Source organism: Acidithrix sp. C25 (assembly GCF_904848545.2).
In genome coordinates, this window is record NZ_CAJHCI020000002.1 from 717,701 (window position 1) to 742,633 (window position 24,933).

Below are 24,933 nucleotides of genomic sequence, written 5' to 3' on the forward strand. Positions count from 1 at the left end.
ACTTAGTTGATCCAATTACTGTAATCATTGCTAGAAAAACTTCATCCGTCCATAAAACCCTCGCTAGCAACCAGCTAACGCTAGGCACCAGTCAAACCCAAATTCAAACCAACCATGGTCGACACAAATCATGACTAGGCGAATCGATTTACATACAGGTTATTCCTCGGCGTGTAAACGGGAAAGACAAAGCCTATTTGAGCAAGAAGGTCCCTTTGGATCTAGAAAAGAACGACGCAACAGCCCTCCAACCCACCAAACCTAATCCCAAAAAGCCTAGTGAAACTCCAATGAAAGCTAGGGCAGTTCCCTGGCCCGAGATCACACGAAACAACTGACCAAAGATAACCGTTGAGAGCCAAACTACAACACCCACTGGATAGATCTGCGTCGAAGTCATCCATGGTCTAATAATCAACCATCCGAGAGTCGTTCCTGAGAGAAATGGCCATGCGGTAGTTACTATTCCGGCGATGGTCTCTCCGTGTCCATGGGCGGAACGACCGATCATTACAAAAACTACAACAACTAGACAGTCAAATATGCCGGAACGTACATTTGCCAAAATCCTCATTTTCTAATCCACCTACGACCTTAGCTTTACCTGGCCAAAAGCCACATAGCGAACACTTAATATTCAAATTTGGGTGACAACAAGAATAATCAAGTAACCCTTATATGGTATTAGCTCGACTAAGCCAATCGCGACAAGAACTTACTCGCCATCTCAAAAACCAACAAAGCCCAAATAGATTCCAAGGCGCAAAATTCACTTGCACCACTTGCCATAGCGGAAGCGGCACCTGTTCCTCTACCTCGTTTATTAACTTTACGCACCGACTATGAGCAATTGCAATTGAGAAACAGAGGCAAATCGCTCATCTATCACCTAGGGCCAAATCCACTCAACGGGTGCCCAACCCTCTAAAAGCCGGTTCAGCTAGGTCCTTTCCAAAAAAATACGGCTAAACCCCACTAAGAGCATGCCAGATATCATGACACCGCTTCCCGATTAGCCCTAGCAAATAAATCATCGAAGCAAGATCGTTCAAGAGCCAGGTCTAGAACGAAGATAGTTTGGAAACAAATAATACAAAGTATTGGTAAGATCACGGAGATAAAAAATGATTGATAAAATCGTCAAATCAATCAAAAATAGACCGGAAACTCTCTGAAATCAAATTTCCCAAAGCGCTGACTTTACTTTTTTAGTTTTCATGCTATTCTAGGTAAGCACCTTATGGAGACGGGGGATCTTCATCACTAAAGGTGGAACAAAAGCAAATTTAAAGGGGATAAATAGTTGCGTAAAAAAACATTTCCAGTGATTGCCGCATCATTCGGTATAGCATTAGCAGCATGCGGATCATCTTCCACATCGTCTTCTAGCTCGGGCAGTTCGGGCACTAGCGCGTCTAACCTGCCGGCTGCACCAGCCCAGATCACCGTCGGTACTACCTATTCGGGTTCTGGATCGTTCGCCACTTCATCACTGCCGGAATTAGCCGGCCTTAAGTTTTGGATCAAAACCGAGAACGCAAAAGGTGGTGTTTACGTTGGTGGATATAAGAAAAGAATTCCGCTAAAGCTCATCGCATACAACGACTTAAGTTCAGCTACCACTGCTGCAACTCTCTACAATCAGCTTTTAACTCAAGATAAAGTTAATATCTTTGTCTCAGACTTTGGATCAGTGTTGACTGCTCCAGCTGTCTCCTTGGCTCAAGCTCATAAGGTCGTACTCTTCGACCAAACTGGTACCGGCATTCCATTTTTCACACCACAAAATAAATACATAGTTCTGACTGATCTACCCGAATCTTCCATTTGGCCCAACGTGTTAGCAAAATTCCTCATCTCCAAGCAGATCAAGAACCTTGCAGTACTCTATGGAACCAACGATTTCGATGCTTCGCAGGCGACCACCCTAAAGAGCATCCTCTCGCAAAACGGAATCAATGTCGCATACTACCAAGGTGTACCATCATCTACCACAAGCTTCGGTACACTCCTGCAAACGATCTCGGCATCCAAGCCAGATGCGGTTCTAGAGTTCGGTTACGCAGCCAATGACACTCCGTTCCTTCAAAACGTTCAGAGCTCCGGGATGCACTTCAAGATGGTATTTACCGTCTTTCCAGGGCAGCTACTGAGTCTCTTCCAGCAACAGGTAGGAACCGCAGGTTTGGCATACACCTACACCTATGGAACCAACTTCTATGTCAATTATCCAACGGTATCCGAGGGACTAAATAGCTCCCAATTCAAGACGCAATTCGCTGCTGCATTCCCTGGTCAGCTAAACTCGCTGTCGTTAGATGGATACAATACAGGACTTGTAATTCAAGCTTCGCTAAAAAATGCTAAGTCACTCTCACAAACCGATATACGCGCCGGAGCGGCTGCGGCATCTGGCCATTTGAACACACTTAATGGGAACTTCGTCATAAATTCAGAGGGAGCTCAAACTGGCGAACTTCTTCCAGTAGCACAGCTCTTCCCATCAAGCAGCGGAATCACACTCAAAGCCGTCTATCCTGCCAGCCAAGCCACCGGCTCTGCCGTCTACCCTGCTCCTGTAGGTTAATTCCCCTAAATAGCCACCGCTCCATGCTTGTCACTTTGACAGCTAGTGCGGTGGCTATTTTCGTATAAGTAAAGGAAAAATCTGTGCTCTTCGAATACGCCGTTATAGGCGGTATTCTCCTAGGCATTTTTTATGCGTTATTGGCTGTGGGATTAAATGTCGTTTACGGTGCGCAGAAGATAATCAATCTCGCACATGGCGACATCATAATGCTCGGCGGATATGGTGCCTGGGAACTCTACAATACCTACCACATCTCACCGATACTTTCGACCATAATAGTAATTCCAATAACCGTACTCTTTGGCTATCTATTGAATCGATTGATCGCACCACGCCTCGTAAAAGCTTCAGATCCCGAAATGCTTTCGTTGATTCTGTTCTTCGGCCTTTCAGAGGTCATTCAGGCACTGGCCTCGCTCGTCTTTGGAAGTGCTGAAAGATCTTTGCCAGTCTCGTCGATACCAACATCTCGCCTAGTGCTCTTTGGTCAAGGCTACCCAGCCACCTGGTGGGTGAGCGCTTTAGTCATCATTCCACTACTGGCAATATTTGTGATCTTTCTCTATCGCACATCTATCGGCCTTCAGGTAAGGGCCGTCATCTCCGACTCCGTTGAGGCCGCAGTAGCTGGAATAAATTCTAAAAGAGTCTCCGGTATCTACTTTGGAATCGGCTTTGCACTTGCAGCTTGTGCTGGAGTCTGGGGAGTATTTATATTTGGCGGAGTCAGTCCTACCGAAGGTACTGCAATTACAATTACTGCCTTTGCAATCATCGTCTTTGGATCTTTAGGAAACACATTGGGAACGATCGCAGCAGGAATCATCTTCGGAATCTTTTACCAATTGGCTCAGGTCTACATTCCTAGCTGGTCAAACCTTGTACCCTATGCATTAGTCATCGCCACAATGCTCATTAGGCCTCAAGGCTTATTCGGAAGAAGGCAGAGAATTGCCTAAATTAGATGATCTAGATCTGACATTAGAGACAGGATCAAAGGGAAAGAAACTGATCTCTCCAGCGATTGCAGCATTGGTGCCAATCGTTGCATTTGCCGTAGGTGTCCACCTCTATTCGAACGAACTGCTCCTAACTTACATGGCAATTTACATTGCGCTCGCCCAAGGAATCAATATCATCTATGGATTCACTGGATACCTGCCATTTGGCTATTTCGGCTTTTTCGGAGTCGGAGCTTATGCCTCTGGCCTTGTAATGCTGGACTATAACGTTCCCCCGGTACTAGCCGTTATCATTGGCGGCGTAGCGGGAGCACTTGTAGGTGCAATCTTGTTACCATTATTTAGATTGCGTGGGGCCTATTTCGCGATTGGAACTCTAGCAGCCAGCGAAGCGATCTACACGATAATCTCCAACCCCTCCCTCCAGTCGATTACGAATGGGCCATACGGCCTCAACCTAGCAGGATTTTACTCCTCTGGAACGGCATATGGAACCGCTATAGCCTTGGCAGCCTTATCGATACTTGCTACAAGCTTTGTGCGCTCTTCGAAATTCGGGTTGACGCTCAAGGCGATCCGTGACGACTCATATTCGGCATCAATGGCTGGAGTGAACGTACCACGCCAAAGATTCTATGCATGGTTAATCGCAGCTGCCATAGCAGGTATGGCAGGCAGTGTCTTTGGCTGGTCGACAAGCGTCTTCTATCCCCAAGCAGTGTTCGACCCGGCCCTCTCAGTGCTAGCTATCGTTTTCGCCCTATTCGGAGGTGTTGGAACCATTTGGGGTCCGACGATTGGCACGGTCGTTCTATATGCGATCTATAACGCAATTGGGGTTTCAAATCCACAATACTTCCAGCTAATCTACGGAATGGTAATCGTACTTTTGGTCCTTTTTGCACCCCGAGGGCTAGCTGGCTTTTGGAACTACATCACTACAAAAATCACCACGGTCAGGGCAAAAAATGACTGAATCGAAAAGTCTTCTAAAGATCGAAAATCTTACGACCATATTTAGCGGATTTAAGGCACTTAACGATGTATCTCTAGAACTCTTCCAAGGTCAAGCCTTAGGCCTGGTTGGACCCAACGGCTCAGGGAAAACAACACTGGTAAACACGGTTTGTGGACTCTATAAGCCTGCGCACGGTCACATAACCTTAGAAGGCCTAAATATCACAGGGAAACGCCCTCATGACATTGCGAGAGCCGGGATAAATCGAACCTTTCAGATACCAAAACCTTTCCGAGACCTTTCAGTCTATGAGAACGTGGCGGTCTCCTCGATCCACTCCAAAAACCGGACATCGATCCCAGAAATCTTAAGAAAAGTCAACTTGGCCGATTGTGCAAATTATCCGATTGAAAAGCTAACAGCCTCTCAGCAAAAAAGGCTGGATCTAGCTCGGGCACTAGCACTAGATCCCAAAGTAATCTTTGTTGATGAACTAGCAGCCGGATTAACTCCGACAGAGCTAACCGAAGTTGCCGAGATGTTAGCCAACTTTCGACAAAATGGTATAGCGCTTATCGTCGTGGAACACTTAATGGGATTTTTGGAGCAAGTTGTCGATTCGGTCTTTGTTCTAAGCGCAGGCAAAGGTATCTTTTCTGGATCCCTTCGCGACGCGCTCTCAGACGAAGAGGTAAAGCGGGTCTTTCTGGGAGGTGCACACGATGCTTGAGGTGTCACAGTTAACGTCCGGTTACGGTTCGATGCAAGTGCTATGGGATATAAGCCTGAGCGTTAAAGAAAATGAGATCCAAGTCGTCCTAGGAGCGAACGGTGCGGGTAAATCCACCTTTCTAAAAGTAGCGATCGGCTTACTGCCTCTGTGGTCCGGTGACTTGAAGATGAATGGCACTAACATTGCCCCTCTAGCTGTTGCCGAACGTGTAAAACACGGTCTTGGCTACATGAGCGAACAGGGAATCTTCCCTGATTTGAGCGTCGAAGAAAATCTCCGCTTGGGTTCCTTGCGCACCAAGACGAAATCAGTCGGAGATCAAATCGACAACATCTACGAACGATTCCCTGAACTCAAAGAACGCAGAAAGTCACTCGCTGGAGGACTATCAGGTGGACAGCGAAAGCTAGTCGGAATCGGGCGCGCGTTAATATCCGAACCTAAGATTCTGCTGATGGATGAACCTTCGTCAGGCCTTTCTCCGAGGTACGTAAACGAAGTAATCGAACGTCTTGCAGAACTCAGAGGCGGGATAACTCTCGTCATAGCAGAACAAAACATATCTTTCCTAAGTATCGCCGATACGGTAAGTGTTATTGAAGGTGGAAAAACGAGATTTACTGGATCAGTAAGTGACTTCAACAATAACGACACGCTAAAAGAAGCATTCTTTGGAATTGAATAAAACCTCGGTGTACCGATTTCGTGTCACGACTCCCCCGTGTTGGGACACGAAATATCACCTTCCTTTTGCCCTCATCAACCGCTCGTATTTGGATCTCTGTCGAGCCAAAATAGATCCAAACCAGCTGGTTCGGACCCAAAAAAGACCTTTATTTCCGTATCGTGTGGCTGCCTTATCAAAAACCAAATAGTACGAAAACAAACGTCTTTTAGGGAAGGGCGGCAGGCACTCCTCTACCACGATCGCATCTACTTTGCCTAGCTAAAATATCAATTTCCCCATACAACGCTCTGCAGGGGCAACCTTGAGCTAGCCAAATCAAACAAACGATCCAAACGGAATCATATATCTCACCCCGAAGAAGCTTGAGAAGCTTGAGAAGCTTGAGAGTAAAACTTTAGATGGCTAAAACTACTTCTACAGCCATCGCATCCATCAAAGCCACCTGATAAATCGATCCTAACTAAAATCTAACAGAAGACACCGTCCAGTGCATATTTGTGTTAGTAAATGCGACATAGTGTCATTACGGACAAACGCGTCGCTTCGATAAATTCCCTGCATATGGACTTCGTAGATTCGCGAAAATTCAACAAGTATGTTTGCAGAGTAGGGGCGAGGTCATCACGCAATCAATAAGAGCGAACGTATCGAACAAAAATAAGCTTAAAAGAAATAACATTCATCACATACAACATAATTACCCCATTTATGACAAAGAATCTCGCCAGATTTATAGTCTAAAACCATCGATATACCGATCCCATTAGATCGAACTAGCCAGAGAAGCGAACGGTTTCGAATTGGATACACGTGATCAAAATCCGCCTATATAGCTCGGCGTCCTCCACTTGAAATAACCGGCGCAAACCCGGTATGGAGTAGATACTCAGCCGGGCGGCTCAAAAGCTTTGTCGCAAGAGGAAGCGTGACAGCGACAAAAAGGCCAGCCCAAATCAAGCCAGCTACGATATCACCCGGATAATGAGCTCCTACGTAGACTCGAGCAAAGCCAAGAAATAGCCCAAATACCGCAGCGAAAATTCCTACCTTTCGATCAACCAACAGGAGCCCTACGATCATGGCTCCAGCCACCGTCCCGTGATCAGAGGGAAAGCTAAAGTCATTAGCCCTAGCTATCAAGACCTCCATTCCCGGTATCGAGTTATAAGGTCGCGGCCGTCCAAAAAAGTGAATTATAGGCTGATTCAGACCCAAGGCTATCAACGTAGCTGCACCAACCCAAACGACTCGAGCTGATTGAAGTGCCCCAACCTTTCTCGCCCTAAGAAAAGCCCAGAAACCGAGCAACCCAAGGATTACCAGGCCGCCATAGACCGCATAGGCGCTCATGAACCCGTGAGCGAATGAGGTGTTCCTAGCAAAACGATTTACGGACTCATAGAGACTACGGTCAAGACTGTTCATCGACACTCATTTCTAAAGAAATAAATCCTTTTATATTTACCTAAACTTTACCTTTAATTCATATTTTAGGTGGTAACAAGAGGCCTACCAGGACTTTCATTTGAATTAGCGCGGTTTAAATTCAAGACAAAGCAAGGAATTGAGATCCACTAGATATCAATACGATAGAGAATCTCTATGGCGTCACACAAAAAACCCCCAGGAACCATTTCAACAACTGCACCTGGCAAGAAGCGCACTTTCGACTTACCTAAGAAAACAAGCGCCATATTAGAGGTCAGCCAGGAGTCAAAATAATTGCTGACGGAAAATAGATCAGCCAGTCTAAATTGCATTTGATAGCCTTGCTATCAATACTCGCCGCTCAAGTGGTAATAAAATCCTCTCCGAAAGGAGATAAGGAATACCTAAAAGATATCCTGGCGAGATAGTAGTGTCAAAAAATAATCTATCTAGAAGCAGAAAATAGATTAAATATCAACAAAATTACAAATACTAAATTAGCTAATTGAACTCTTAAGATTGAAGGAAATGTTTCATCTTTGTTAAATAGTGCATCAAGAAGTGCATAGGGGATCCTTCTATAGTTTCCATGCGCTAACCTTCGTTTTACGGAAAAACTAACAGGCAAAAGCGAGTCAATCAATGTTACTTACCGACAGGGATAAAGAAAAACTCCTTCTAGTGGTAGCCGGAGATCTTGCTCGACGGCGCCTTCAGAGGGGTCTACGTCTCAACTATCCGGAGGCAATTTCATTGATCTCCTCGGAACTGCTCGAAAGCGCCCGAGATGGTAAAAGCGTCTCTGAGCTTATGGTTTACGGCACTCAAATATTAACAGCGGATCAAGTTCTAGAAGGTATTCCAGAGATGATAGAGGAGATCCAGATAGAAGCCACATTCCCAGATGGCACCAAATTGGTCACGGTCCACAACCCAATCTCATAGTTCAACAAAGACGTCAACTCCAAGCTCAAAGTTGGCAACTTCCTAGAGTCACCAACTTTATTACAAAAGGACAGACATGATTCCAGGCGAATTTTTCCTCACAGAGGAAGATATTCTTATCAATTCTGACTCTCAAATCGTAGAAATCGAAGTCTTCAATAGCGGAGATCGGCCCATCCAGGTTGGATCGCACTTTCACTTCTACGAGAGCAACCACGCGCTCTTATTCGACCGAAGCTTGGCATTTCACACTCGACTCGATCTCGCCAGTGGAACTGCTATGCGCTTTGAGCCAGGTCAACATCGAAACGTGAATTTGGTTCACTTTAGCGGTTCGCTAACCACACCAGAATCGACGTCGGCCCCTGAGATGAAACGATAAATCTAATGGCAAGTTCAATCCCTAGATCAATCTATGTCAGTCATTACGGACCCACAACAGGCGACCGAGTGCGCTTGGGCGATACCGACCTCATCGTAGAGGTGGAAAAAGATCTAACGACCAAGGGCGAAGAGGCCAAATTCGGCGGCGGTAAGACCATCCGTGATTCAATGGGTCAGAACCCAATCATTACACGCTCAATGGGTGCGCCAGATCTTGTCATCACCAATGTGCTAATTCTGGACCACAGTGGAATTTATAAAGCTGACATCGCTATCCGAGATGGCTTGATTTTAGCGATCGGAAGCGCGGGAAACTCTCTCGTCTCCAAAGGTGTCACGATTGAAATCGGTGCGAGCACAGAGATAATCGCCGGAGAAAAAATGATTCTCACCGCAGGCGGAATCGACTCTCACATACATTTCATATCTGCAGATCAGATCCAAGCCGCAGTCTCATCTGGCATTACAACCATGATAGGAGGCGGAACCGGTCCGGCTACTGGGACAAACGCAACAACGGTGACACCCGGAGCCTGGTATATGGCCCGCATGATCGAGGCATTCGAAGATCAACCGATCAACGTGGGCTTCATGGGCAAAGGAAATTCATCGTCACACGAGGCGCTGCGAGAACAAGTTATCGCCGGGGCTATGGGTCTCAAGTTGCACGAGGACTGGGGGTCTACACCTAGGGCCATCTCCACCTGTCTAGATGTCGCCGACGAGATGGACGTTCAGGTTGCAATTCATACGGATACCCTGAATGAAAGTGGCTTTGTCGAAGAGACGATAAATGCCGTATCAGGTCGAACCATCCATGCCTTCCACACCGAGGGTGCCGGTGGTGGCCACGCGCCCGACATCATAAAGGTTGCCGGCCTTTCAAATTTTCTTCCCTCTAGTACAAATCCAACACGACCCTATACCCTCAACACCATAGAAGAGCACCTAGACATGCTGATGGTCTGTCACCACTTGGACAAGTCTGTAGCTGAAGATATAGCCTTTGCTGACTCTCGAATTCGAGCTGAAACGATAGCCGCCGAGGATGTTCTACATGATCTCGGCGCAATCTCTATGATCTCCTCCGATAGTCAAGCGATGGGTAGGGTCGGTGAGGTAATCATTAGGACATGGCAAGCCGCCCACAAAATGAAGCAAGAGAGAGGTCCACTCGAAGGTGATAGCGATAGATCCGACAACAATCGAGTAAAGCGATACGTCGCCAAATACACAATAAACCCAGCCATTGCCAATGGAGTCTCGAGCTATGTAGGCTCCGTCGAAGTTGGGAAGATTGCCGACTTGGTGCTTTGGAAACCGGCATTCTTTGGAGTCAAACCCGAACTGATCATCAAAGCAGGAATGATTTCGTGCGCTGTCAGTGGTGATCCCAATGCGTCCATACCTACTCCCGAGCCACGCCTATATAAGTCACAATTTGCATCCATGGGACTCGCCGCATCGTCGGTTGGCTTCACGTTCGTCTCTGAAATCAGCCTTAGCAGCGGTAGTAGCTTCAAAAATTCGAATCGCAAGAGACTTCCCGTCAAAGGAACAAGGACTCTTACAAAAGCTGCAATGGTGCTAAATGACAGAGTTGGAGATATTGAGGTAAACCCCCAAACATACGAGGTGCGACTCGATGGTGAGCTTCTAACTTCACAGCCGGCAAGGTCACTCCCTCTAGCTCAACGCTATTTTCTCTTTTGAAAGATTATTTCACCAAGGTAAAGGGCCAGCTTTAACTATGGAGAGCTCCAATAAAAGATCCGACGCACGCCAGATATCGCAAATGCACTACTTCTTTGATTCAGCGTTTCCCGCGGGAGCATACGGTCATAGCTTTGGATTTGAGACCTTCGCCGCCTCAAAAGATGGCGCAGACCCAGAGAAGGGCCTCAATTGGATTGAAAACTATATGGTCCATTCCCTTTGGTATGGCGATCTCGAAAACATATCAAAGATCTCAGAGATTTTGCAAACTCCACAAGCCACCACCCAACAAATCACCAAAGAGGACACGATCTTGCATGCAAGTCGATCAACTTACGAAGGACGAAAGTCTGCAATATCCCTCGCTCGCGCTATTGAAATAGCAGGCAATAAATTGTTCGCGAGCAATCCGTCTTACGGTACAAAACTGCAGGAAGATCTTCGGGAACCATCAAGCATCGTTGGAATTATCTCTGGTCGCCTTAAATGGCCGATCGATCTCACCAGGCTCTTTTATCTACAAACCCAGGCATTGGCCGCCACATCGGTACTGGTTCGCTGTGGACGAATTGGCCAATTCGCACAACTAGAGATGATGGGCACGATTCTGGAATCTTCTGCCAAGCTAGCCATGGTTCGGCCTAAATCGCTTCCAGATAGATCGGCGATTTCAGCTTGGCAGATAGAGATGGACCAAATAAACCACCAAGAACTCTCACCAAGGCTATTTCAGTCGTAAAAACCAAGAAAAGGAAGTTATCAGATGACAATAGCACTCGACAATACCAAAAGCGCAACTCGACGGGCACTCCGAATCGGAGTGGGCGGGCCAGTTGGATCCGGCAAGACAATGCTGGTGAGGAGAATTATCGAATCGTTACAATCCTCGGTTCAAATTGGTGTTGTGACCAACGATATCTACACGAAGGAAGATGCCGATTTTCTAACAAATTTGGGGATTTTACCCCAGAATCATATCTTGGGTGTCGAAACAGGAGGCTGTCCTCATTCGGCAATTCGCGACGACGTTTCAATGAACCTAGCTGCCATCGACGAGCTGACACAAAGGTGCGATCAGCTGGACCTGATATTAGTTGAATCTGGCGGCGACAACCTGACTGCGATGTTCTCTCCAGATCTAGCTGACAAAACTATCTACGTGATCGACGTAGCACAAGGAGACAAAATCCCCAGAAAAGGAGGACCGGGTCTTACCTTCTCAGACCTCCTTATCATAAACAAGATCTCCCTTGCTCCTTTTGTCGGAGCGAACCTAGAGACAATGGAACACGACGCCCAAACCCTAAGAGGCGAACGAGCCACTATCTTCTCGGACTTGGGCGACGGACGAGGCATCGATCAAATTACAAGGTGGATATCAGACCAAATTGGCTAGGCAAAAAAAGACAGCAAAACTCGCTCAATCTCCACCAAAGGTCGCTACTAACTATGACGGTAAATACATCTACCCTAACTAGCAAAAATCTCCCAGCAGCTATAGATTCTGCTAGATGTAGTTTCGGCATGGAACCCACATCATCACTCGTCGTCGACTTTAAGAACGGGGTACCAAGATGTCAAGAGCAATTTGGACAATTCAGGCTATCAAATCGAACTACCGAGGTCTTTGGACGCAAGCGGTTCTTTATCACCGAGATAGGACCTGGCCTTTTCCCTGGAGAACGCCACCAAATCTCACTAAGTCTTGGTGATAAAAGCAATGTCGTAATCGAAAGCCAATCAGCGACAAAGGTCCATCTTTGTGAAGATGACAGATACGCTAAGATGAAACAGAACTTCAAAATAGCCAGTGACTGTAGCCTCATTGCGCTACTGGCTCCTACGATCTCCTACGAAGGTTCAAACTTTGTTTCATCGATTCAGCTCGACCTAGCGCTAGGTGGCGTAGCCATCACCTCGGAGATAATAGCAAAGGTCGCTCCAACCAAAAACTCCCATGGCACAACAACCATCGATATGGCTATGGAGGTGATCTACGGTGGCGAAACTGTACTAATCGATCGAATCGCAACGCACGAAAATCCACTCTTCGACCCCTTGGGAGCTCGTCAACGTATAACGGGCGGCTTTGATGTAATAGGCACGATCTACTTCTGTGGATTTGGTCCGCAAGGAGATCTAAAATTACACGAACTCACCAAAATTGGTACTTCTGCTATGACCAAGGTGCAGAGCTCTCTTGCGACATCGCCAATGGAACAAATTACGCTAATTAGGGGACGTGCCAGAGATCCTTTTTATCTTGCGTCGTACTTCTCTTGGTTGGCTCAAAACTTCCTAAATTAACCACATTCCCTTATTATCTGCCGCCAACCAATGTTAAACATCGAGGACATTCCAAAACTCGTCAATATCACAGTGACTTATCCGCTTTGCAAAAAGACGGCTAACTCCCTTGCTTCCTAGCGAGCCCAAGCGCACATTGTTTTGGGACACTCTGACAAAGGACGCCTAGGATCCTAAACTAACCAGAATTTGTCTCACAAACCTAGAAAAACCACTTCTCCCGGTGGCCTCAAGAAATAGGCAAAATACTTACCAGGTCAAAAATGTAACCAAGCGATCACCTAAACACAACCAACCGCTTTGGAATTGCCCAGACTACGAACTCGAAGGAAATCTGCCACACCTAAGGCACTTTATGGTTTTGTGGATTCATTCATTCCATCTGAGGAATAGAACAAGCTAATCTTTTAATGCGCTTGGACCGCCAAACATACTTTAAATACGCTCTATGTTAAGAGACCTAGCGGTAAAAGTCACCGCTACCAATCAATTAACTGAGCTGGGGATTTCCGGGGCGCCCGCCGAGCAACCACCCCATCGACTTCACCTAAATCACCAAGCTCGTCTCACTCTTGAAGAATACAAGACCTCACAGCATTGATTGTCGCCGAACAAACCTTATCCCGCCTTAGCAGTACTAACGACAAACCCACACCTCTCTCAAGGTGTGAAATAAAGATGACCGAAGTTTGCTGTGACTAGATTGAGTCAAACTGAATCTATCAAAGTCCATAGGATGTCAACTAATATGACCATATGACAAAGGCTTCTGGGATCCGCAAAGATGGAATGGACGAAGATATCTCGCCCAAAGACGACCTATTTAGGCACGTGAATGGGAAATGGCTACAAAACAGCGAAATACCTTCAGATAAGGCTCGCTACGGATGGTTCGCAATCCTTGCCGAAGAGGCAGAGTTAGCGGTCAAAGGGATCGCAGAAGCTGCAATTTCCAATAAAACCGACCCTCAAGCTGAGAAAATTGGTGCGCTGTATCAGTCGTACATGAATGAGGCTGCGATTGAATCAGCCGGCTCACTCCCAATCGCAGACCTGCTGGATGAGGCAGATTCGATTCAAGACCTCAATTCCCTTTTTGACATCTTTGGCCGCTTCGAGTCGATATCAATCCCGGGAATCTTCGGTGGATTCGTAGACAACGATCCCGGGGATCCAAATCGATATCTCCTCTTTATTGAACAAGGTGGCATTGGTCTTCCGGACGAGCAGTTCTATCGTGATGAACATTTCGCGTCGATATTGGAAGCCTACAAAGTCCATATCGAACGCACCTTCGCACTCATTGAACCTGAAAATGCACCCACATATGCAGATCTCGTAGTTGATTTAGAGACAAAGATTGCCAGGTGCCACTGGGATAACGTCACCTGCCGAGATCAGACCAAGGTTTACAACCTCACTACCTGGAGCGACTTTAAGAAATCAATCCTCGACATCGACCCAGCTGTAGGGAAAGCCTTCGATAGCTACCTCCTTCATATTTCAGAGGCCGTAGAAAGGTCCCCTGAAATTGTTGTTGGGCAACCTTCATTTCATAGCGAGGTCACAAAATTACTTTCCGAGATCGGAATAGAGAGATGGAAGATCTTTCTAAAGTGGAACATTCTTAGAAGCTCATCGGCATATCTCTCTTCGGCCTTTGTAGAAGAACACTACGACTTCTACTCCAAGACGCTCACTGGGACTCCGGCCATTCCAGAGCGGTGGAAACGCGCCGTCTCGTTACTAAATGGCGCAATGGGCGAAGCTGTTGGAAGAATCTACGTCCAAAAGCACTTCAACGAGGAGTCAAAGGTAGCGATGGATCGCTTAGTTGCAAACTTAGTTGAAGCGTATCAACAAAGTATTACGAAGCTCAACTGGATGAGTTCTGAAACCAAAATACGGGCAATCGCCAAATTGGATCAATTCACTCCAAAAGTTGGATATCCAAAGAAATGGCGTAATTACGATGCGCTCTCCATAACCTCCGAGTCGCTGATCGCCAACATTCGAGCAATTGCAACCTTCAACCACAATCGAGAAATTAGAAAACTTGGAAGCGCAATCGATCGCGATGAGTGGTTTATGAACCCCCAAACCGTCAATGCATATTACAATCCCGGGTTCAACGAAATCGTCTTCCCAGCAGCAATATTGCAATTTCCTTTCTTTGATCCAAATAGCGACGACGCAGCAAATTATGGTGCAATCGGTGCTGTCATTGGCCACGAAATTGGCCATGGCTTCGACGATCAAGGCTCCAAATTTGACGGTTCCGGCAAGATGGAAAATTGGTGGACCGATAGCGACAGAGAATTATTCGACGAGCGGGCAAAGGCCCTCATTTCGCAATATAGCGCACTATCGCCCGCTCAAACACCACACATTAAGGTAAATGGAGAGTTGACGGTTGGGGAAAACATCGGTGACCTTGGAGGACTGGGAATCGCTTGGAAGGCTTACCTTATTTCATTGGATGGCGCCGAATCCCCAATAATCGATGGCTACAATGGCGCTCAAAGGTTCTTCCTGTCGTGGGCGCAAGCGTGGCGGGAAAAGCGACGTAATGCCGAGATGGAGCGTCTCATCGCAATCGACCCACACTCGCCAAGCGAATTTCGATGCAACCAAATCGTTAAAAACTTAGATGCCTTCCATGAAGCATTTGAGACAAATGAAGATTGTCGAATGTGGCTCGATCCTTCACAACGAATACAAATCTGGTAGATGTGATTCGGCGACTTAAATGTCATCAAAGATAAAAGTAGATCTCCATCCAATCTTCAACAACTCTCGTGCTATCGACGCTGCTCTAAACGATGCCTTCGCAGAGGCCGAACGTATAAAGGCCTCTTCCATCGAGATCATTCCCGGCAAAGGAAGCGGGCAGCTCAAAAAGCATGTAATCAGGTTTTTAGAAAGCAAAGAGATCAAAGGAAGATACCACAGACTCGAGAAAGATTCTGACAACTTTGGACGTATCTTTGTTCACTTCAAATGGAAGTAGAACGCTAAAACACTCTACGACAATGGCAGAAAGTCAAGGCATGATTCAACATTTAGTCCTATTTCGTTAGTGACAAGTTGGCAATTCCAGCAAAGATGTGATCTCAGATCTCGACCATGTAATGACATTCCTGGCCCTCAACAAGTGCAACCAGAGAACAACCTAAAGCTTGACCATATAAGTACTTATCCCTTTCAACTGTGCTGGCTTGGCCTAAGGGGATAAGTGGCTCTTCCGTTTCTACCGGGGTGGGGAACTCGATTTCATACGCGGTAGAACTCTTTATCCGGTACGTATCGATAGTAGCGACGAGCTGTGACGTTCATGGGATTGCCCATGGATTAGAATTCGAAAAACAACAGGACCGATCCTTGCGGACCGGTCCTGCATTATCATTAGTGGCGGGGACAGGATTTGAACCTGCGACCTTCGGGTTATGAGCCCGACGAGCTACCATGCTGCTCCACCCCGCGTTGCAATACTTACAATATAATAGCGGCCATAGATAAATACGGCCGCTATCGCAACATCCCAAGATCTACGCCGACGAGGAAGCCGAGGCCTTAGGAGCTGTCGTCGTTGTCGGAGAGGCCTTCGTTGTTGTGGGCGCAATATGAAGTTGGCTCAATATCGTCCCTATTTCATTTACAGCACTCTGGTAGCCGCCCAAGTTTCCAGCTTTTAGATCGGCTTGAGCCTGTGAATAAAGCTGATTAGCTTGAGCGATCAAGGATGACGCATTGCTACCAGTAATCGGAGATATTTGCGATGTGCCACCGGGTACCGTAGTCGTCGAACCTGAGGCCGCGGCAGCCAGCTGATTGGCTCCCTGAACACCTGGTAAAACCGTACCAAATACGTCCTTTAGTGCTCCGGCTAAGGTAGGCTCCATTGCTGCCTGGGTCCCATAAACAACTATTACCTGCTTTATCTCCGGCAAAGAGTTCTGAACGGATGCAACGTATAGCGGCCTGATATAAAGCAGTGACTGGCCCACCGGAACCATCAATGTTGTTCCAAAACTCACTTGAGATCCATGCTGATCCAAAAGACTAATCTGCTGAGAGATGGCCGGCGTTGCACTTATTCGGGCATTTATCAGAGCGGGACCATCAATCTGCTGCCCTCGTGGGGTTACGAAGTCTGTAAGTTGCCCATAGTTTGAAGGGTCACTGCCTGCAACCAAGAAACCCGATAAGTTTTGTTGAACCCCGGACTGTGAGACAGGGACAAAGGGTTCGAGCAAATTAAAGGTTGGCTTTGTCTGCCCCGGCAATTTAAGCAGCTGATATTCAGGAGCAAATTTCGCCACGGTACCTTGCCCTATCGAGGTGCTCAAAGCTTGAGTTACTGGACCGGTTCCTGGATCTTGGGCCAAAGTCCACGCATCACCAGCATTATAAAACGCCGTTGCATTTGTAATGTGATAGTAACCATACATGGTCGCCTGTACCGTCAACAGATCCTCTGGATATCTGAAATGTCGAACTAGTGCTGCCGGAGCCTGCGAAACTGGTGTAAACATTCCAGGAAAGATGGACTCGTAACTTCTAATGATCGGGTCACGCGGATCGGTAACATAAAACTTCATGGAGCCGTTGTATGCATCGATAACGACCTTTACAGAATTTCTTACGTAGTTAAAGTTTCCAGCAAGTCCACTTGAAGTGCTTAGTGCCGAATTATTTCCCTGTTGGGAGTATGGGAAGTTACTAGTTGTAGTGTAGGCATCTTGAATCCAAACAATCCGTCCATTCACAATCGCTGGATATGGATTTGCATCCAAATGAAGGAATGGGGCCGCCGTGGTGATCATATTCTGAATGTTACGTCGGTAGATAATGCGCGAATTGGGACGAATCAATCCGGAAATCAACAAATTAATATCGTTATATCGCAAAGCATAGGCTGCACGACGAACGATCGAAGATAACCTTACACCACCGGTGCCGTTATAGTGGGTCTCTACTGATGTGCCCGATTGCGTCTGATAATCAATCTCAGGCTGTGCAGTATTACCGACGACATAGCTACTATTTCCCAATCCGTAGTAGACCTGTGGCTGAGTAATTTTCGTCACACCCGGAGCAGAAACTGGAGGTACGTCACTGATTGCAAACTTAGGATTGCCATCGGGCTTAACCGCATTAGCTGGCGAAAGTACCGCTCCATATCCATGGGTAAATTGTAAGTGCAAGTTAACCCAAGACTGAGATGGAAGGTCAGCTTGGTTGAGTTCACGAACTCCCAACAAAACAGGCGTAGTAACGCCTGAAATCTTGTACCTGTCTACCGCCAAAGCATTGAACTGATAGTAAGAACGAATGTCTTGGAGCTTATTAAAGGTGTTGATCGGCGAGATCGGATCCCACAGTCGCACAGCTTGTAGAGTAGCTAGATCCGAAGTCAACGATGCAGAAGTTAGATTTTGCGAATAGGAAAACGGAGACTGTTTGATTTTGGTAAGCCCAAATGCATAACGTGTCGCCGATATATTGCGTGCGATATAGGGTGATTCCTTAGATATCTGAGAGGGCTGGACGATAAACTGCTGCATAACTGCGGGGTAGATTCCACCAAGAATTACCGACATCAACGCCCAAAGACCCACAGCTATAATTGGCAGAACCCAACCTCTGCGCCGAATGTTGTAGATAAGAATTCCGCCAGAAGCTAAAGATATAATCACTAACAATGTCAGAGCTGGCAAAACCGCATGAACATCGGTATAGCCGGCGCCTTCCACAAAGCCTCGAGTGGACGTAACTAGGTGATAGCGTTGAAAATAGTATCCCACGGCCTTCAACAGAGCCATCAGTGCCACGATAAGGGATAGGTGCGCCTTGACCTTTGGACCGACACGCTGCCCCTGGCCTTGAACGCGAATTCCTCCATTGAAATAGTGGAATGCGAGCGAAGCAAGCAATATCACAGTCAGGGCAAGAAAACCCCAACTTACCAAAAAGGTAATGAAAGGTAATTTGAAGACATAAAAGCTTGCATCTTTATGAAAGAGAGGATCTTTCATATTGAACGATACGCTATTTTGGAACAAGAGCCAGTTTCGCCATTGGGATGTCGCGCTCGATCCAACCAAAAGAGCTAGAAGTAACGAAACTCCTGCGCGTCCCAGAATGCGAACTCTTCGCCTTGCAGATTTAAATCGCCTAATCAAATCCTCTTCTGGGCTAATTTGCGACTCTGAGGATGCAACCTTCTCTGCAACGGTAAGACTGGCAAAGCAGCCTAAGAAAAAGATCAAGTCAAAGACTACGGTCAACTCAACCTTCGTAAGAAGAGTCTTTGACCATACGCTAGATAAATTTACAGATCTAAACCAAAGGTAATCTGTGTAAAACATGGCTATTCCCCTCAGGGAAAGCACCACAGCGATTATTACGACTGCAACAATAAGAGCAATCATTTGCCTCTTGGTCAGTCGCTTACGGGTAATTGGAAGGTCAGGTGGTCTTTTCATTTCATAAATACCCTAGGCGAATTCCGGGACTAATAGACATTCACAACCAATATGTGCTGGTGGAGCATTTGTTCCAGTGGGGAAATTCGCTCCTACGTCTATTGGTCCCTCCAATTCATTATCCTCACAGTCCGAACAACCGGGACGAGTGGACTTAATCCAACGAACTTTTGAGACATTCGTATGAGTCAGCAACCAGGTGCTTACATAGATCGAAACCAAATCAGAGGTCAGCGCCTCTACGTAGTCAATCTTCAGCTCTCGAAATGCTGCACCAAACTGCGAGGCTAGAGCCATGTCCTCATCGAGATCACTTTTAGCCAATACTCTCTCAATTCTGCCAATTAGTTCTTCAGCTAGTTCACGTGACAGGTCCCGAGCGATAACATACATCTCATCGCTTGGCTCCGTAAGAATGGCGATTGAATTTCGATCCCCGGTCAAGCGTTCAGCAATCAGCGAATAAAAATCGCGCGACTCATTCATCACTGGCAACACAAAAGATCCTAATACCTCAAAGTACCTTGAGGTCAAATGGTCCAATTTGCCCACAAGGTCCTCCGCGGTTCGTAAAGATGAAGTTCTCAACTTGTCCAAGAGCTCATTCTGGTCGTCTTGAAGCACTCGCTTTATCCGCCGGGCAATCTGAGTTTGAATCGGTGCAAAGGCATCGCGGTAAAGCTCATGAAAGACTACAGAAAGATGGATCTTGGGATCGCTGAGAAGCCCTTCGGTTTTGTCGTCCAAGACACTGTCAACAGCAATAAATCCGTCTATTCGACTGTGGGCATCTTTAGAATCCCCTTGACTAAGCTCCTTGTCGGAGATATCATCCAAGAGTTCATTCGTTCCCTGAGGGGTTTCACTCACTAAAGTAGGATGCGGCTCTTTGACTTTAACGCCGGCAACCTTGCCTTCATCTTCCACTATGTGCGCTGGCTTCACGCCCAACGACCCACTGTCCCCAAGCGAATGTGGACGTTGAAGGTCAGATATACGATTGATAGTGGTGTTGAGATCTGGCTTGGAAAGCGACCCATCCCTAACTCGAGATGTTGAACTCTCCTCGGGATCATCAACCAAAAGGCGCGCAAAGATGTCTTCCACTGTCGTGTGGTCGCGCTTCTTTGATTTATCGCTCACTCGATCTTTAGCTAAGTCACCATCAAAACCTTCACGTTGACTCGATTGAAGTTCGTCGATTTCACCAAGTGTGCTGCGCTCGATTATTTTAGCGACTGTCGCATTAGCAGAATCAACATCATCCAAAGATCGACCCAGAACTCCTAGGCTCTGCGGCAAAGGAACCACCTGGGCTTCAAATCTTTTGCCATCTAGAGTTGATCGCTCTTGGTCGGCTGTCTCCAAATCCAAGTTTGAATCTACATAACTAGTCGATGGATACAAGGCATCTTCATTTGACAAACTCTGCAAACCAGGTGCTCTATCACCTCGAGCATTTCCCCTATTTCTAGAATCGGAGGTTCTAACCGAATCACGGATAATCACTATCTCAGTTTCAAAGTCATCTGCAAAATCGTAGGATCCCCGATCTCGCGCCTCTGTGGTATCTTGTTCATCCACCACTCTTCGTCTTGGCGGAGACTGAAAACCTGCGGACGAAGCTCGTCCACGAGAAGGACCTGAAACACGGGGTTCGGAGATCGACCGCTCTTGTCCCAATTTAGCCCGCATCTCATCTTGATCGGAGATCGCAATCTCAACCGATGAAACTTCGCGATCCACAAAGTGCGCCCCGCGACCATCGTTGCGGCCACCATCGACTGACCGAGCCCCTAAATCAGCAAAATCTGAATCATTTATAGTTGAGGAATTCAAAGTGACATTCTCAGCCCCAGAAGGCTCTCCTTCGGGATCACTCGAGGCTCCTGCCATGGTATAGAGACTATCCCTAAGCGCTTGATCTGTTGTGCGACGCCAATTAGTTGCCGAAGAATCGTTCGTTTCGCTTGGTGCGACAACTGGGACCCCTTCTGGTTGAACAGTTGGTCCTTGGGGATCCGGTCGTGCAACCAAATAGGGATCATTGATAGAGCTAGTCTCTCCGTTCATCAACGACGTCAACGACTGGATAGAGAGCGCGGCTTGGCTCAATAGTGAGACCACCAACTCTTTGTGCTCTTCAAGTTCCAATAACTCAGTTTTCGCGTCTTGAGTTCTACCTCGGATCTCTTCGTACACCTCGCCACGGACAGCTTTTGCTTTTGCAATCATTTGCGCCGCTTCGTTCTGAGCATCAGCAACCAACTCACGAGCCGTTTCCTCGGCTCGTTGAACCTCGGCAGTAATCTTCACGTTTGCATCACGAGTCAATCTATCTATAGTGGCCTCATGCTCTTTTAGCCTTTTAGCGAGCTCATCGCGATGTGAATCATTACTCTTTGAGATATCGTCCTCAGCGCGCTTCCTTAGATCTTCAGCATACGCATTAGCTCGAGCCTTTATCGACTCCGCAGCTGCAGTCGCAGAACGAAGAATCTCGCCTGCCTCTTCGCCTAAAGCAGCCGTAACAGCGGAGATATCTAACTTCGGTGCAACCCCCTGATTGGCCATTGCAACTTTGTAACGATCTTCAAGATCTCTCTTTTCGAGCAAAAGAGCGTCGAATAATTTATGCTGTTCGGCAATGTAAGTCGCCAAAAGGGCGAGATAACGATTAACTTCTTCTGGCTTGAAGCCACGCCTTGCAATCCCAAACGACTTGGAAACGACTTCATTTGGTAAAAGACGTTCTTTTGGGCCACTAAAACTTGAGGAATCGCTCATAATGCCTTTAGCCTAAGTCACAAAAGTAAAAAGATAGGGCAAAATTTTAGATATTTACGCCCTAAATTCATCAGGCTATCAGCTCAAGGCCAAATGAAGTCCGAGCCATGGTCTAGCAATATGTATTTGGGAGTGGGAATGAAATTTGTCGTAGCCCGTCTAGCCCATCCAGCTCGACAAATAAAGCTCTGACTGTCCAAGACTGTCCAAAACTAAGCTAAATTCAACAGTTCCAAATGTGGACAAGAAGTCACTTGCCAGCTATAGATGCGACGTTACCATTCACCAAGGGTCCTTGCCATCAAAATCGCACTCAGCTGTCATTTGATTCAAGGTATCTAGATCTGTATGATTACCTGTCGTTGATAAATCTAAAAAAATAAACCCGATCACTTAAATTACTACTTGAGAAGATAAGTGATTGCCAGTCCTTGTCACAAAGCTGTATCAGAATCAGAACCTAGATTTTCTAGCAAAGACCAAGATCGCTGAAAATATGAATCACATAATCGTCATAGATCAAAGATCAGCGAGCAACCGTCGCCAAGGAGGCCACCGATAAGTAATGTAGAGCTTGCGTAAGCGTCGCGACCGGAACGATCTTCAATCCAGCGATGTGGTCAGATTTTGCCGCAGCTACTTCTTGTGGTGGAACTAAAAAGACCTTCGCGCCAGCCCTAGCCACCGCAATGGTCTTTTGCCGAACTCCACCTACATCACCGACGGCACCAGTTGGGTCAATCGTTCCAGTGGCAGCAATGACGCCTCCGGCCTTTATATGCAAAACTCCCATTGCCTGAAGCACACCTAAAGTAAATGCGAGACCTGCTGATGGTCCACCTATCTGTCCTGTTGAAATCGTAACCGGTCGCTGGAGCTTCACCGCTTCACCTGCTTGAAGCGAAATCCCCAAGATCTGTCGACCCGAAGCTTTATATTTTACCCCAACGACTGTCAAGGTATTTGGATTCCCAACTTGGGTTGAAGCCCTAACCATGGTGAGCTTAACCTTCTTCCCGGAAGCCACAATAGCCGAGACCACTCCTGAGAGAGTGGTCTCCTTCTGGCCATTTACACCAACGATCAAATCCCCCGGCAATATTGATGGCGTGGTCTTAGGCGTAGTGGCTACCACCGATGCTCCAGGGATCGTAGAGTACTTTATGTGAGCGAAAGAAAGTGCCGCGACAACAGCAGCCGTCTTAGAATCGATCATCTGGCCTAGTTGCTGGGTAGCTAGGTTGGAGGGATTCGAGGCTCCGAAGATATCAGCCGCAGGATAGATACTTATCGTTGAATCGAAGTGATCAAATAGCCAAGTTATAGGGGTTAGCTGAGTTAGGATTACATCCGTCATCAAGACTTTTCCCTGCTTATTCAAATCGGGCTCTGCCGCAATGTGAATCTGATTGGCAACGGCAATCGCATTGCCAGGCGAGAAAGAATAACTCGAAATTGGCAAAAATCCCACAACCAAAATAACGCTAAGCACTAGAGCGATGACCCCAACTACACGTAATTGATTTTTCATGACCCACTACCCACGTTCAAACCAAACAGCCTTTTTCACCAAAGTAAAATAACCTCGGTTGCAAAACTACATGCAAAGTCAAGCTAGTCGATAAAAAAGTGAATCCGCTGAAGCAATATATAAGGTTGGCACTGAAAACCGAGGCTCGTCGAAGTTAATTGTATCGCCACAGTGCTTTTCATTCACAAGCCACGCGGCAAATAGTTCCACATGGGCTGAGGCGCTTCGCTAGAAGGCAATGTGTAAAGGGTGATTCCCTTTTTTAGACGTTCTGAGCTTTTGCGGACCGTCACAATTAGGCACTGTAGCCTAAAATAGGAACTGTAGCCTAAAAGTTTCTAGCTATCAACAAAAAAGTGACCTGAGATCAACCTCAGCCGCTCACAATCAAATTTGTTCAGGGGCGATTTTGAACAAACGTAATCAGAAGCTAGTTCGGCTCAAGAGAACACATATCATCTCAAAGAGAAATTCAAAAAAGTAACATGACACTGGAGGTCCAGAAAAAACATGGGTTACAAAAGGCCATCCTCGCCCAACCCGCCACCTTGGTATAATCGACCTAGAGCTTCGCTTGAAATTTGCCAATATCAGAGCACAGATATCAACCAAAACCCATAGGTGACCGAACCTAGGTACGTCGTCGATTCAATTTGCCAGATTTTAAAACAAGATCTTTGATCTCAGTAGACCCAATATAGGATTTTGAATGACTTCCAAAAAAGAAGATCTTTTATCTCATCTCGAGCCCATGAATCAGTCCGAATTGTCGGATATGGTTAAAGCGGTAGTGGCTGGATATCAATGCGATGAAAAGATCGCCAGAGGACTCATTGACAGTTCAAATGGTCGAATTCGCGCCGCGGCTTACTCTGCACTCGTCCGCATGGATAGGATTAGCAAGATTGACATTATTCGAGCCCTCGCCGATCCGGCTATTGAGGTTCGTCTTTTTGGAGCTAACGAAGCGATCCGGCATCCTGGGGTAAATCTAGTGGAATGCCTAGAGGCAGAAAAAGATCTAATTGTCCTTGAAGCAATCGTCTTTGCACTTGGAGAACGCGGTGACCCTTCTTGTGCTGAGATAATCTCAAAAATTGCAATCGAACACCCTGACCCGCTCTGTCGCGAAGCCGCTATCGCTGCGCTCGCAAACTTCTCACTCGAGGAGTCTCTCAGTCTATTTCTCCAGGCGATGAGCGACAAGGCGCCAATTCGTCGCCGAGTGGCTATCGCTTTAGCCGGATACGACTCCGAACGGGCTACGCAGGGACTAAGAACGCTCTCCAAAGACCGAGATTGGCAAACTGCAACTATTGCTAGAGAACTACTAGCAATCGAAGATGGCACAATTGCTGAATAGAGACAAGATGGGTCTTTCTCTTTCCAAATCGTTGAGGTAAAGCATCGGCACTC

20 protein-coding genes and 1 tRNA gene are annotated in these 24,933 nt (G+C 46.8%); 14 read left to right on the plus strand and 7 right to left on the minus strand.

Annotated elements, in window-relative coordinates; genetic code table 11:
• Positions 1-193: 193 nt before the first annotated feature.
• Positions 194-565, minus strand: coding sequence for a DUF3054 domain-containing protein (locus ACIDITHRIX25_RS96225; protein ID WP_201733269.1), 372 nt, complete (start codon positions 563-565; stop codon positions 194-196).
• Positions 566-1,303: 738 nt separating this feature from the next.
• Between ACIDITHRIX25_RS96225 and ACIDITHRIX25_RS96230 the strand changes: the two genes are divergently transcribed.
• From ACIDITHRIX25_RS96230 to ACIDITHRIX25_RS96250, 5 genes are all read left to right on the plus strand, one after another.
• Positions 1,304-2,587, plus strand: coding sequence for an ABC transporter substrate-binding protein (locus tag ACIDITHRIX25_RS96230; protein WP_201733270.1), 1,284 nt, complete (start codon positions 1,304-1,306; stop codon positions 2,585-2,587).
• Positions 2,588-2,670: 83 nt separating this feature from the next.
• Complete coding sequence (locus ACIDITHRIX25_RS96235) at positions 2,671-3,549, plus strand: branched-chain amino acid ABC transporter permease (protein ID WP_201733271.1); 879 nt, start codon at positions 2,671-2,673, stop codon at positions 3,547-3,549.
• Positions 3,542-4,528 carry a branched-chain amino acid ABC transporter permease gene (locus ACIDITHRIX25_RS96240; protein WP_200891263.1) on the plus strand — a complete coding sequence of 329 codons (987 nt, stop codon included), beginning with the start codon at positions 3,542-3,544 and terminating at the stop codon, positions 4,526-4,528. The genes ACIDITHRIX25_RS96235 and ACIDITHRIX25_RS96240 overlap by 8 nt, the downstream gene beginning before the upstream one ends.
• Complete coding sequence (locus tag ACIDITHRIX25_RS96245) at positions 4,521-5,240, plus strand: ABC transporter ATP-binding protein (RefSeq protein WP_052605897.1); 720 nt, start codon at positions 4,521-4,523, stop codon at positions 5,238-5,240. Before ACIDITHRIX25_RS96240 ends, ACIDITHRIX25_RS96245 begins: the two co-directional genes overlap by 8 nt.
• On the plus strand, positions 5,233-5,928 hold the full coding sequence (locus tag ACIDITHRIX25_RS96250; RefSeq protein WP_052605896.1) for an ABC transporter ATP-binding protein: 696 nt from the start codon (positions 5,233-5,235) through the stop codon (positions 5,926-5,928). Before ACIDITHRIX25_RS96245 ends, ACIDITHRIX25_RS96250 begins: the two co-directional genes overlap by 8 nt.
• 828 nt (positions 5,929-6,756) lie before the next feature.
• Here the strand turns inward: ACIDITHRIX25_RS96250 and ACIDITHRIX25_RS96255 are convergent.
• Positions 6,757-7,356, minus strand: a complete 600-nt coding sequence (locus ACIDITHRIX25_RS96255) for a phosphatase PAP2 family protein (protein ID WP_201733272.1) — start codon at positions 7,354-7,356, stop codon at positions 6,757-6,759.
• Positions 7,357-7,505: 149 nt separating this feature from the next.
• On the minus strand, positions 7,506-7,691 hold the full coding sequence (locus tag ACIDITHRIX25_RS96260) for a hypothetical protein (protein WP_201733273.1): 186 nt from the start codon (positions 7,689-7,691) through the stop codon (positions 7,506-7,508).
• Positions 7,692-8,001: 310 nt separating this feature from the next.
• On the opposite strand from ACIDITHRIX25_RS96260, the gene ACIDITHRIX25_RS96265 reads away from it, so the two are divergent.
• The 8 genes from ACIDITHRIX25_RS96265 to ACIDITHRIX25_RS96300 all read left to right on the plus strand — a co-directional run bounded on the left by ACIDITHRIX25_RS96265 (position 8,002) and on the right by ACIDITHRIX25_RS96300 (position 15,721).
• Positions 8,002-8,304 carry an urease subunit gamma gene (locus ACIDITHRIX25_RS96265; protein ID WP_052605893.1) on the plus strand — a complete coding sequence of 101 codons (303 nt, stop codon included), beginning with the start codon at positions 8,002-8,004 and terminating at the stop codon, positions 8,302-8,304.
• A gap of 76 nt (positions 8,305-8,380) precedes the next feature.
• Positions 8,381-8,686: an urease subunit beta gene (gene ureB, locus ACIDITHRIX25_RS96270; protein ID WP_052605892.1), complete on the plus strand. Its 306-nt coding sequence runs from the start codon at positions 8,381-8,383 to the stop codon at positions 8,684-8,686.
• A gap of 5 nt (positions 8,687-8,691) precedes the next feature.
• Entirely contained in the window at positions 8,692-10,401 is a 1,710-nt protein-coding gene (gene ureC, locus ACIDITHRIX25_RS96275; RefSeq protein ID WP_052605891.1) for an urease subunit alpha, read from the plus strand.
• A 37-nt stretch (positions 10,402-10,438) separates the two neighbouring features.
• Positions 10,439-11,143: an urease accessory UreF family protein gene (locus ACIDITHRIX25_RS96280; RefSeq protein ID WP_052605890.1), complete on the plus strand. Its 705-nt coding sequence runs from the start codon at positions 10,439-10,441 to the stop codon at positions 11,141-11,143.
• A 24-nt stretch (positions 11,144-11,167) separates the two neighbouring features.
• Positions 11,168-11,800 (plus strand): urease accessory protein UreG, encoded by a 633-nt coding sequence (gene ureG / locus ACIDITHRIX25_RS96285; RefSeq protein ID WP_052605889.1) that lies wholly within the window; start codon positions 11,168-11,170, stop codon positions 11,798-11,800.
• Positions 11,801-11,853: 53 nt separating this feature from the next.
• Entirely contained in the window at positions 11,854-12,711 is an 858-nt protein-coding gene (locus ACIDITHRIX25_RS96290; RefSeq protein ID WP_201733274.1) for an urease accessory protein UreD, read from the plus strand.
• A gap of 756 nt (positions 12,712-13,467) precedes the next feature.
• Positions 13,468-15,441, plus strand: a complete 1,974-nt coding sequence (locus ACIDITHRIX25_RS96295) for a M13 family metallopeptidase (protein WP_201733275.1) — start codon at positions 13,468-13,470, stop codon at positions 15,439-15,441.
• Between the two features lie 19 nt (positions 15,442-15,460).
• Positions 15,461-15,721, plus strand: coding sequence for a Smr/MutS family protein (locus ACIDITHRIX25_RS96300; RefSeq protein ID WP_201733276.1), 261 nt, complete (start codon positions 15,461-15,463; stop codon positions 15,719-15,721).
• 399 nt (positions 15,722-16,120) lie between these two features.
• Here the strand turns inward: ACIDITHRIX25_RS96300 and ACIDITHRIX25_RS96305 are convergent.
• The 4 genes from ACIDITHRIX25_RS96305 to ACIDITHRIX25_RS96320 form a co-directional block, all read right to left on the minus strand.
• Positions 16,121-16,194, minus strand: a tRNA-Met gene (locus tag ACIDITHRIX25_RS96305).
• A gap of 65 nt (positions 16,195-16,259) precedes the next feature.
• Positions 16,260-19,199: a UPF0182 family membrane protein gene (locus tag ACIDITHRIX25_RS96310; RefSeq protein WP_201733277.1), complete on the minus strand. Its 2,940-nt coding sequence runs from the start codon at positions 19,197-19,199 to the stop codon at positions 16,260-16,262.
• Positions 19,200-19,211: 12 nt separating this feature from the next.
• Positions 19,212-21,986, minus strand: a complete 2,775-nt coding sequence (locus ACIDITHRIX25_RS96315; protein WP_201733278.1) for a DivIVA domain-containing protein — start codon at positions 21,984-21,986, stop codon at positions 19,212-19,214.
• 526 nt (positions 21,987-22,512) lie between these two features.
• Positions 22,513-23,517: a S16 family serine protease gene (locus tag ACIDITHRIX25_RS96320; RefSeq protein WP_201733279.1), complete on the minus strand. Its 1,005-nt coding sequence runs from the start codon at positions 23,515-23,517 to the stop codon at positions 22,513-22,515.
• 709 nt (positions 23,518-24,226) lie between these two features.
• Here ACIDITHRIX25_RS96320 and ACIDITHRIX25_RS96325 point away from each other — a divergent pair.
• Positions 24,227-24,880 (plus strand): HEAT repeat domain-containing protein, encoded by a 654-nt coding sequence (locus tag ACIDITHRIX25_RS96325; protein ID WP_052606825.1) that lies wholly within the window; start codon positions 24,227-24,229, stop codon positions 24,878-24,880.
• Positions 24,881-24,933: the final 53 nt, after the last annotated feature.

What these genes read in the sequence shown, in the direction of transcription:
- ACIDITHRIX25_RS96280 (WP_052605890.1), top strand. Translation starts at nt 10,439, where the DNA reads ATGGAGAGCTCCAATAAAAGATCCGACGCACGCCAGATATCGCAAATG.
- ACIDITHRIX25_RS96295 (WP_201733275.1), top strand. Translation starts at nt 13,468, where the DNA reads ATGACAAAGGCTTCTGGGATCCGCAAAGATGGAATGGACGAAGATATC.
- ACIDITHRIX25_RS96265 (WP_052605893.1), top strand. Translation starts at nt 8,002, where the DNA reads ATGTTACTTACCGACAGGGATAAAGAAAAACTCCTTCTAGTGGTAGCC.
- ACIDITHRIX25_RS96250 (WP_052605896.1), top strand. Translation starts at nt 5,233, where the DNA reads ATGCTTGAGGTGTCACAGTTAACGTCCGGTTACGGTTCGATGCAAGTG.
- ureC (WP_052605891.1), top strand. Translation starts at nt 8,692, where the DNA reads ATGGCAAGTTCAATCCCTAGATCAATCTATGTCAGTCATTACGGACCC.
- ACIDITHRIX25_RS96255 (WP_201733272.1), bottom strand. Translation starts at nt 7,356, where the DNA reads ATGAACAGTCTTGACCGTAGTCTCTATGAGTCCGTAAATCGTTTTGCT.
- ACIDITHRIX25_RS96315 (WP_201733278.1), bottom strand. Translation starts at nt 21,986, where the DNA reads ATGAGCGATTCCTCAAGTTTTAGTGGCCCAAAAGAACGTCTTTTACCA.
- ACIDITHRIX25_RS96260 (WP_201733273.1), bottom strand. Translation starts at nt 7,691, where the DNA reads ATGCAATTTAGACTGGCTGATCTATTTTCCGTCAGCAATTATTTTGAC.
- ACIDITHRIX25_RS96245 (WP_052605897.1), top strand. Translation starts at nt 4,521, where the DNA reads ATGACTGAATCGAAAAGTCTTCTAAAGATCGAAAATCTTACGACCATA.
- ACIDITHRIX25_RS96290 (WP_201733274.1), top strand. Translation starts at nt 11,854, where the DNA reads ATGACGGTAAATACATCTACCCTAACTAGCAAAAATCTCCCAGCAGCT.
- ureB (WP_052605892.1), top strand. Translation starts at nt 8,381, where the DNA reads ATGATTCCAGGCGAATTTTTCCTCACAGAGGAAGATATTCTTATCAAT.
- ACIDITHRIX25_RS96320 (WP_201733279.1), bottom strand. Translation starts at nt 23,517, where the DNA reads ATGAAAAATCAATTACGTGTAGTTGGGGTCATCGCTCTAGTGCTTAGC.
- ureG (WP_052605889.1), top strand. Translation starts at nt 11,168, where the DNA reads ATGACAATAGCACTCGACAATACCAAAAGCGCAACTCGACGGGCACTC.
- ACIDITHRIX25_RS96310 (WP_201733277.1), bottom strand. Translation starts at nt 19,199, where the DNA reads ATGAAAAGACCACCTGACCTTCCAATTACCCGTAAGCGACTGACCAAG.
- ACIDITHRIX25_RS96325 (WP_052606825.1), top strand. Translation starts at nt 24,227, where the DNA reads ATGACTTCCAAAAAAGAAGATCTTTTATCTCATCTCGAGCCCATGAAT.
- ACIDITHRIX25_RS96300 (WP_201733276.1), top strand. Translation starts at nt 15,461, where the DNA reads ATGTCATCAAAGATAAAAGTAGATCTCCATCCAATCTTCAACAACTCT.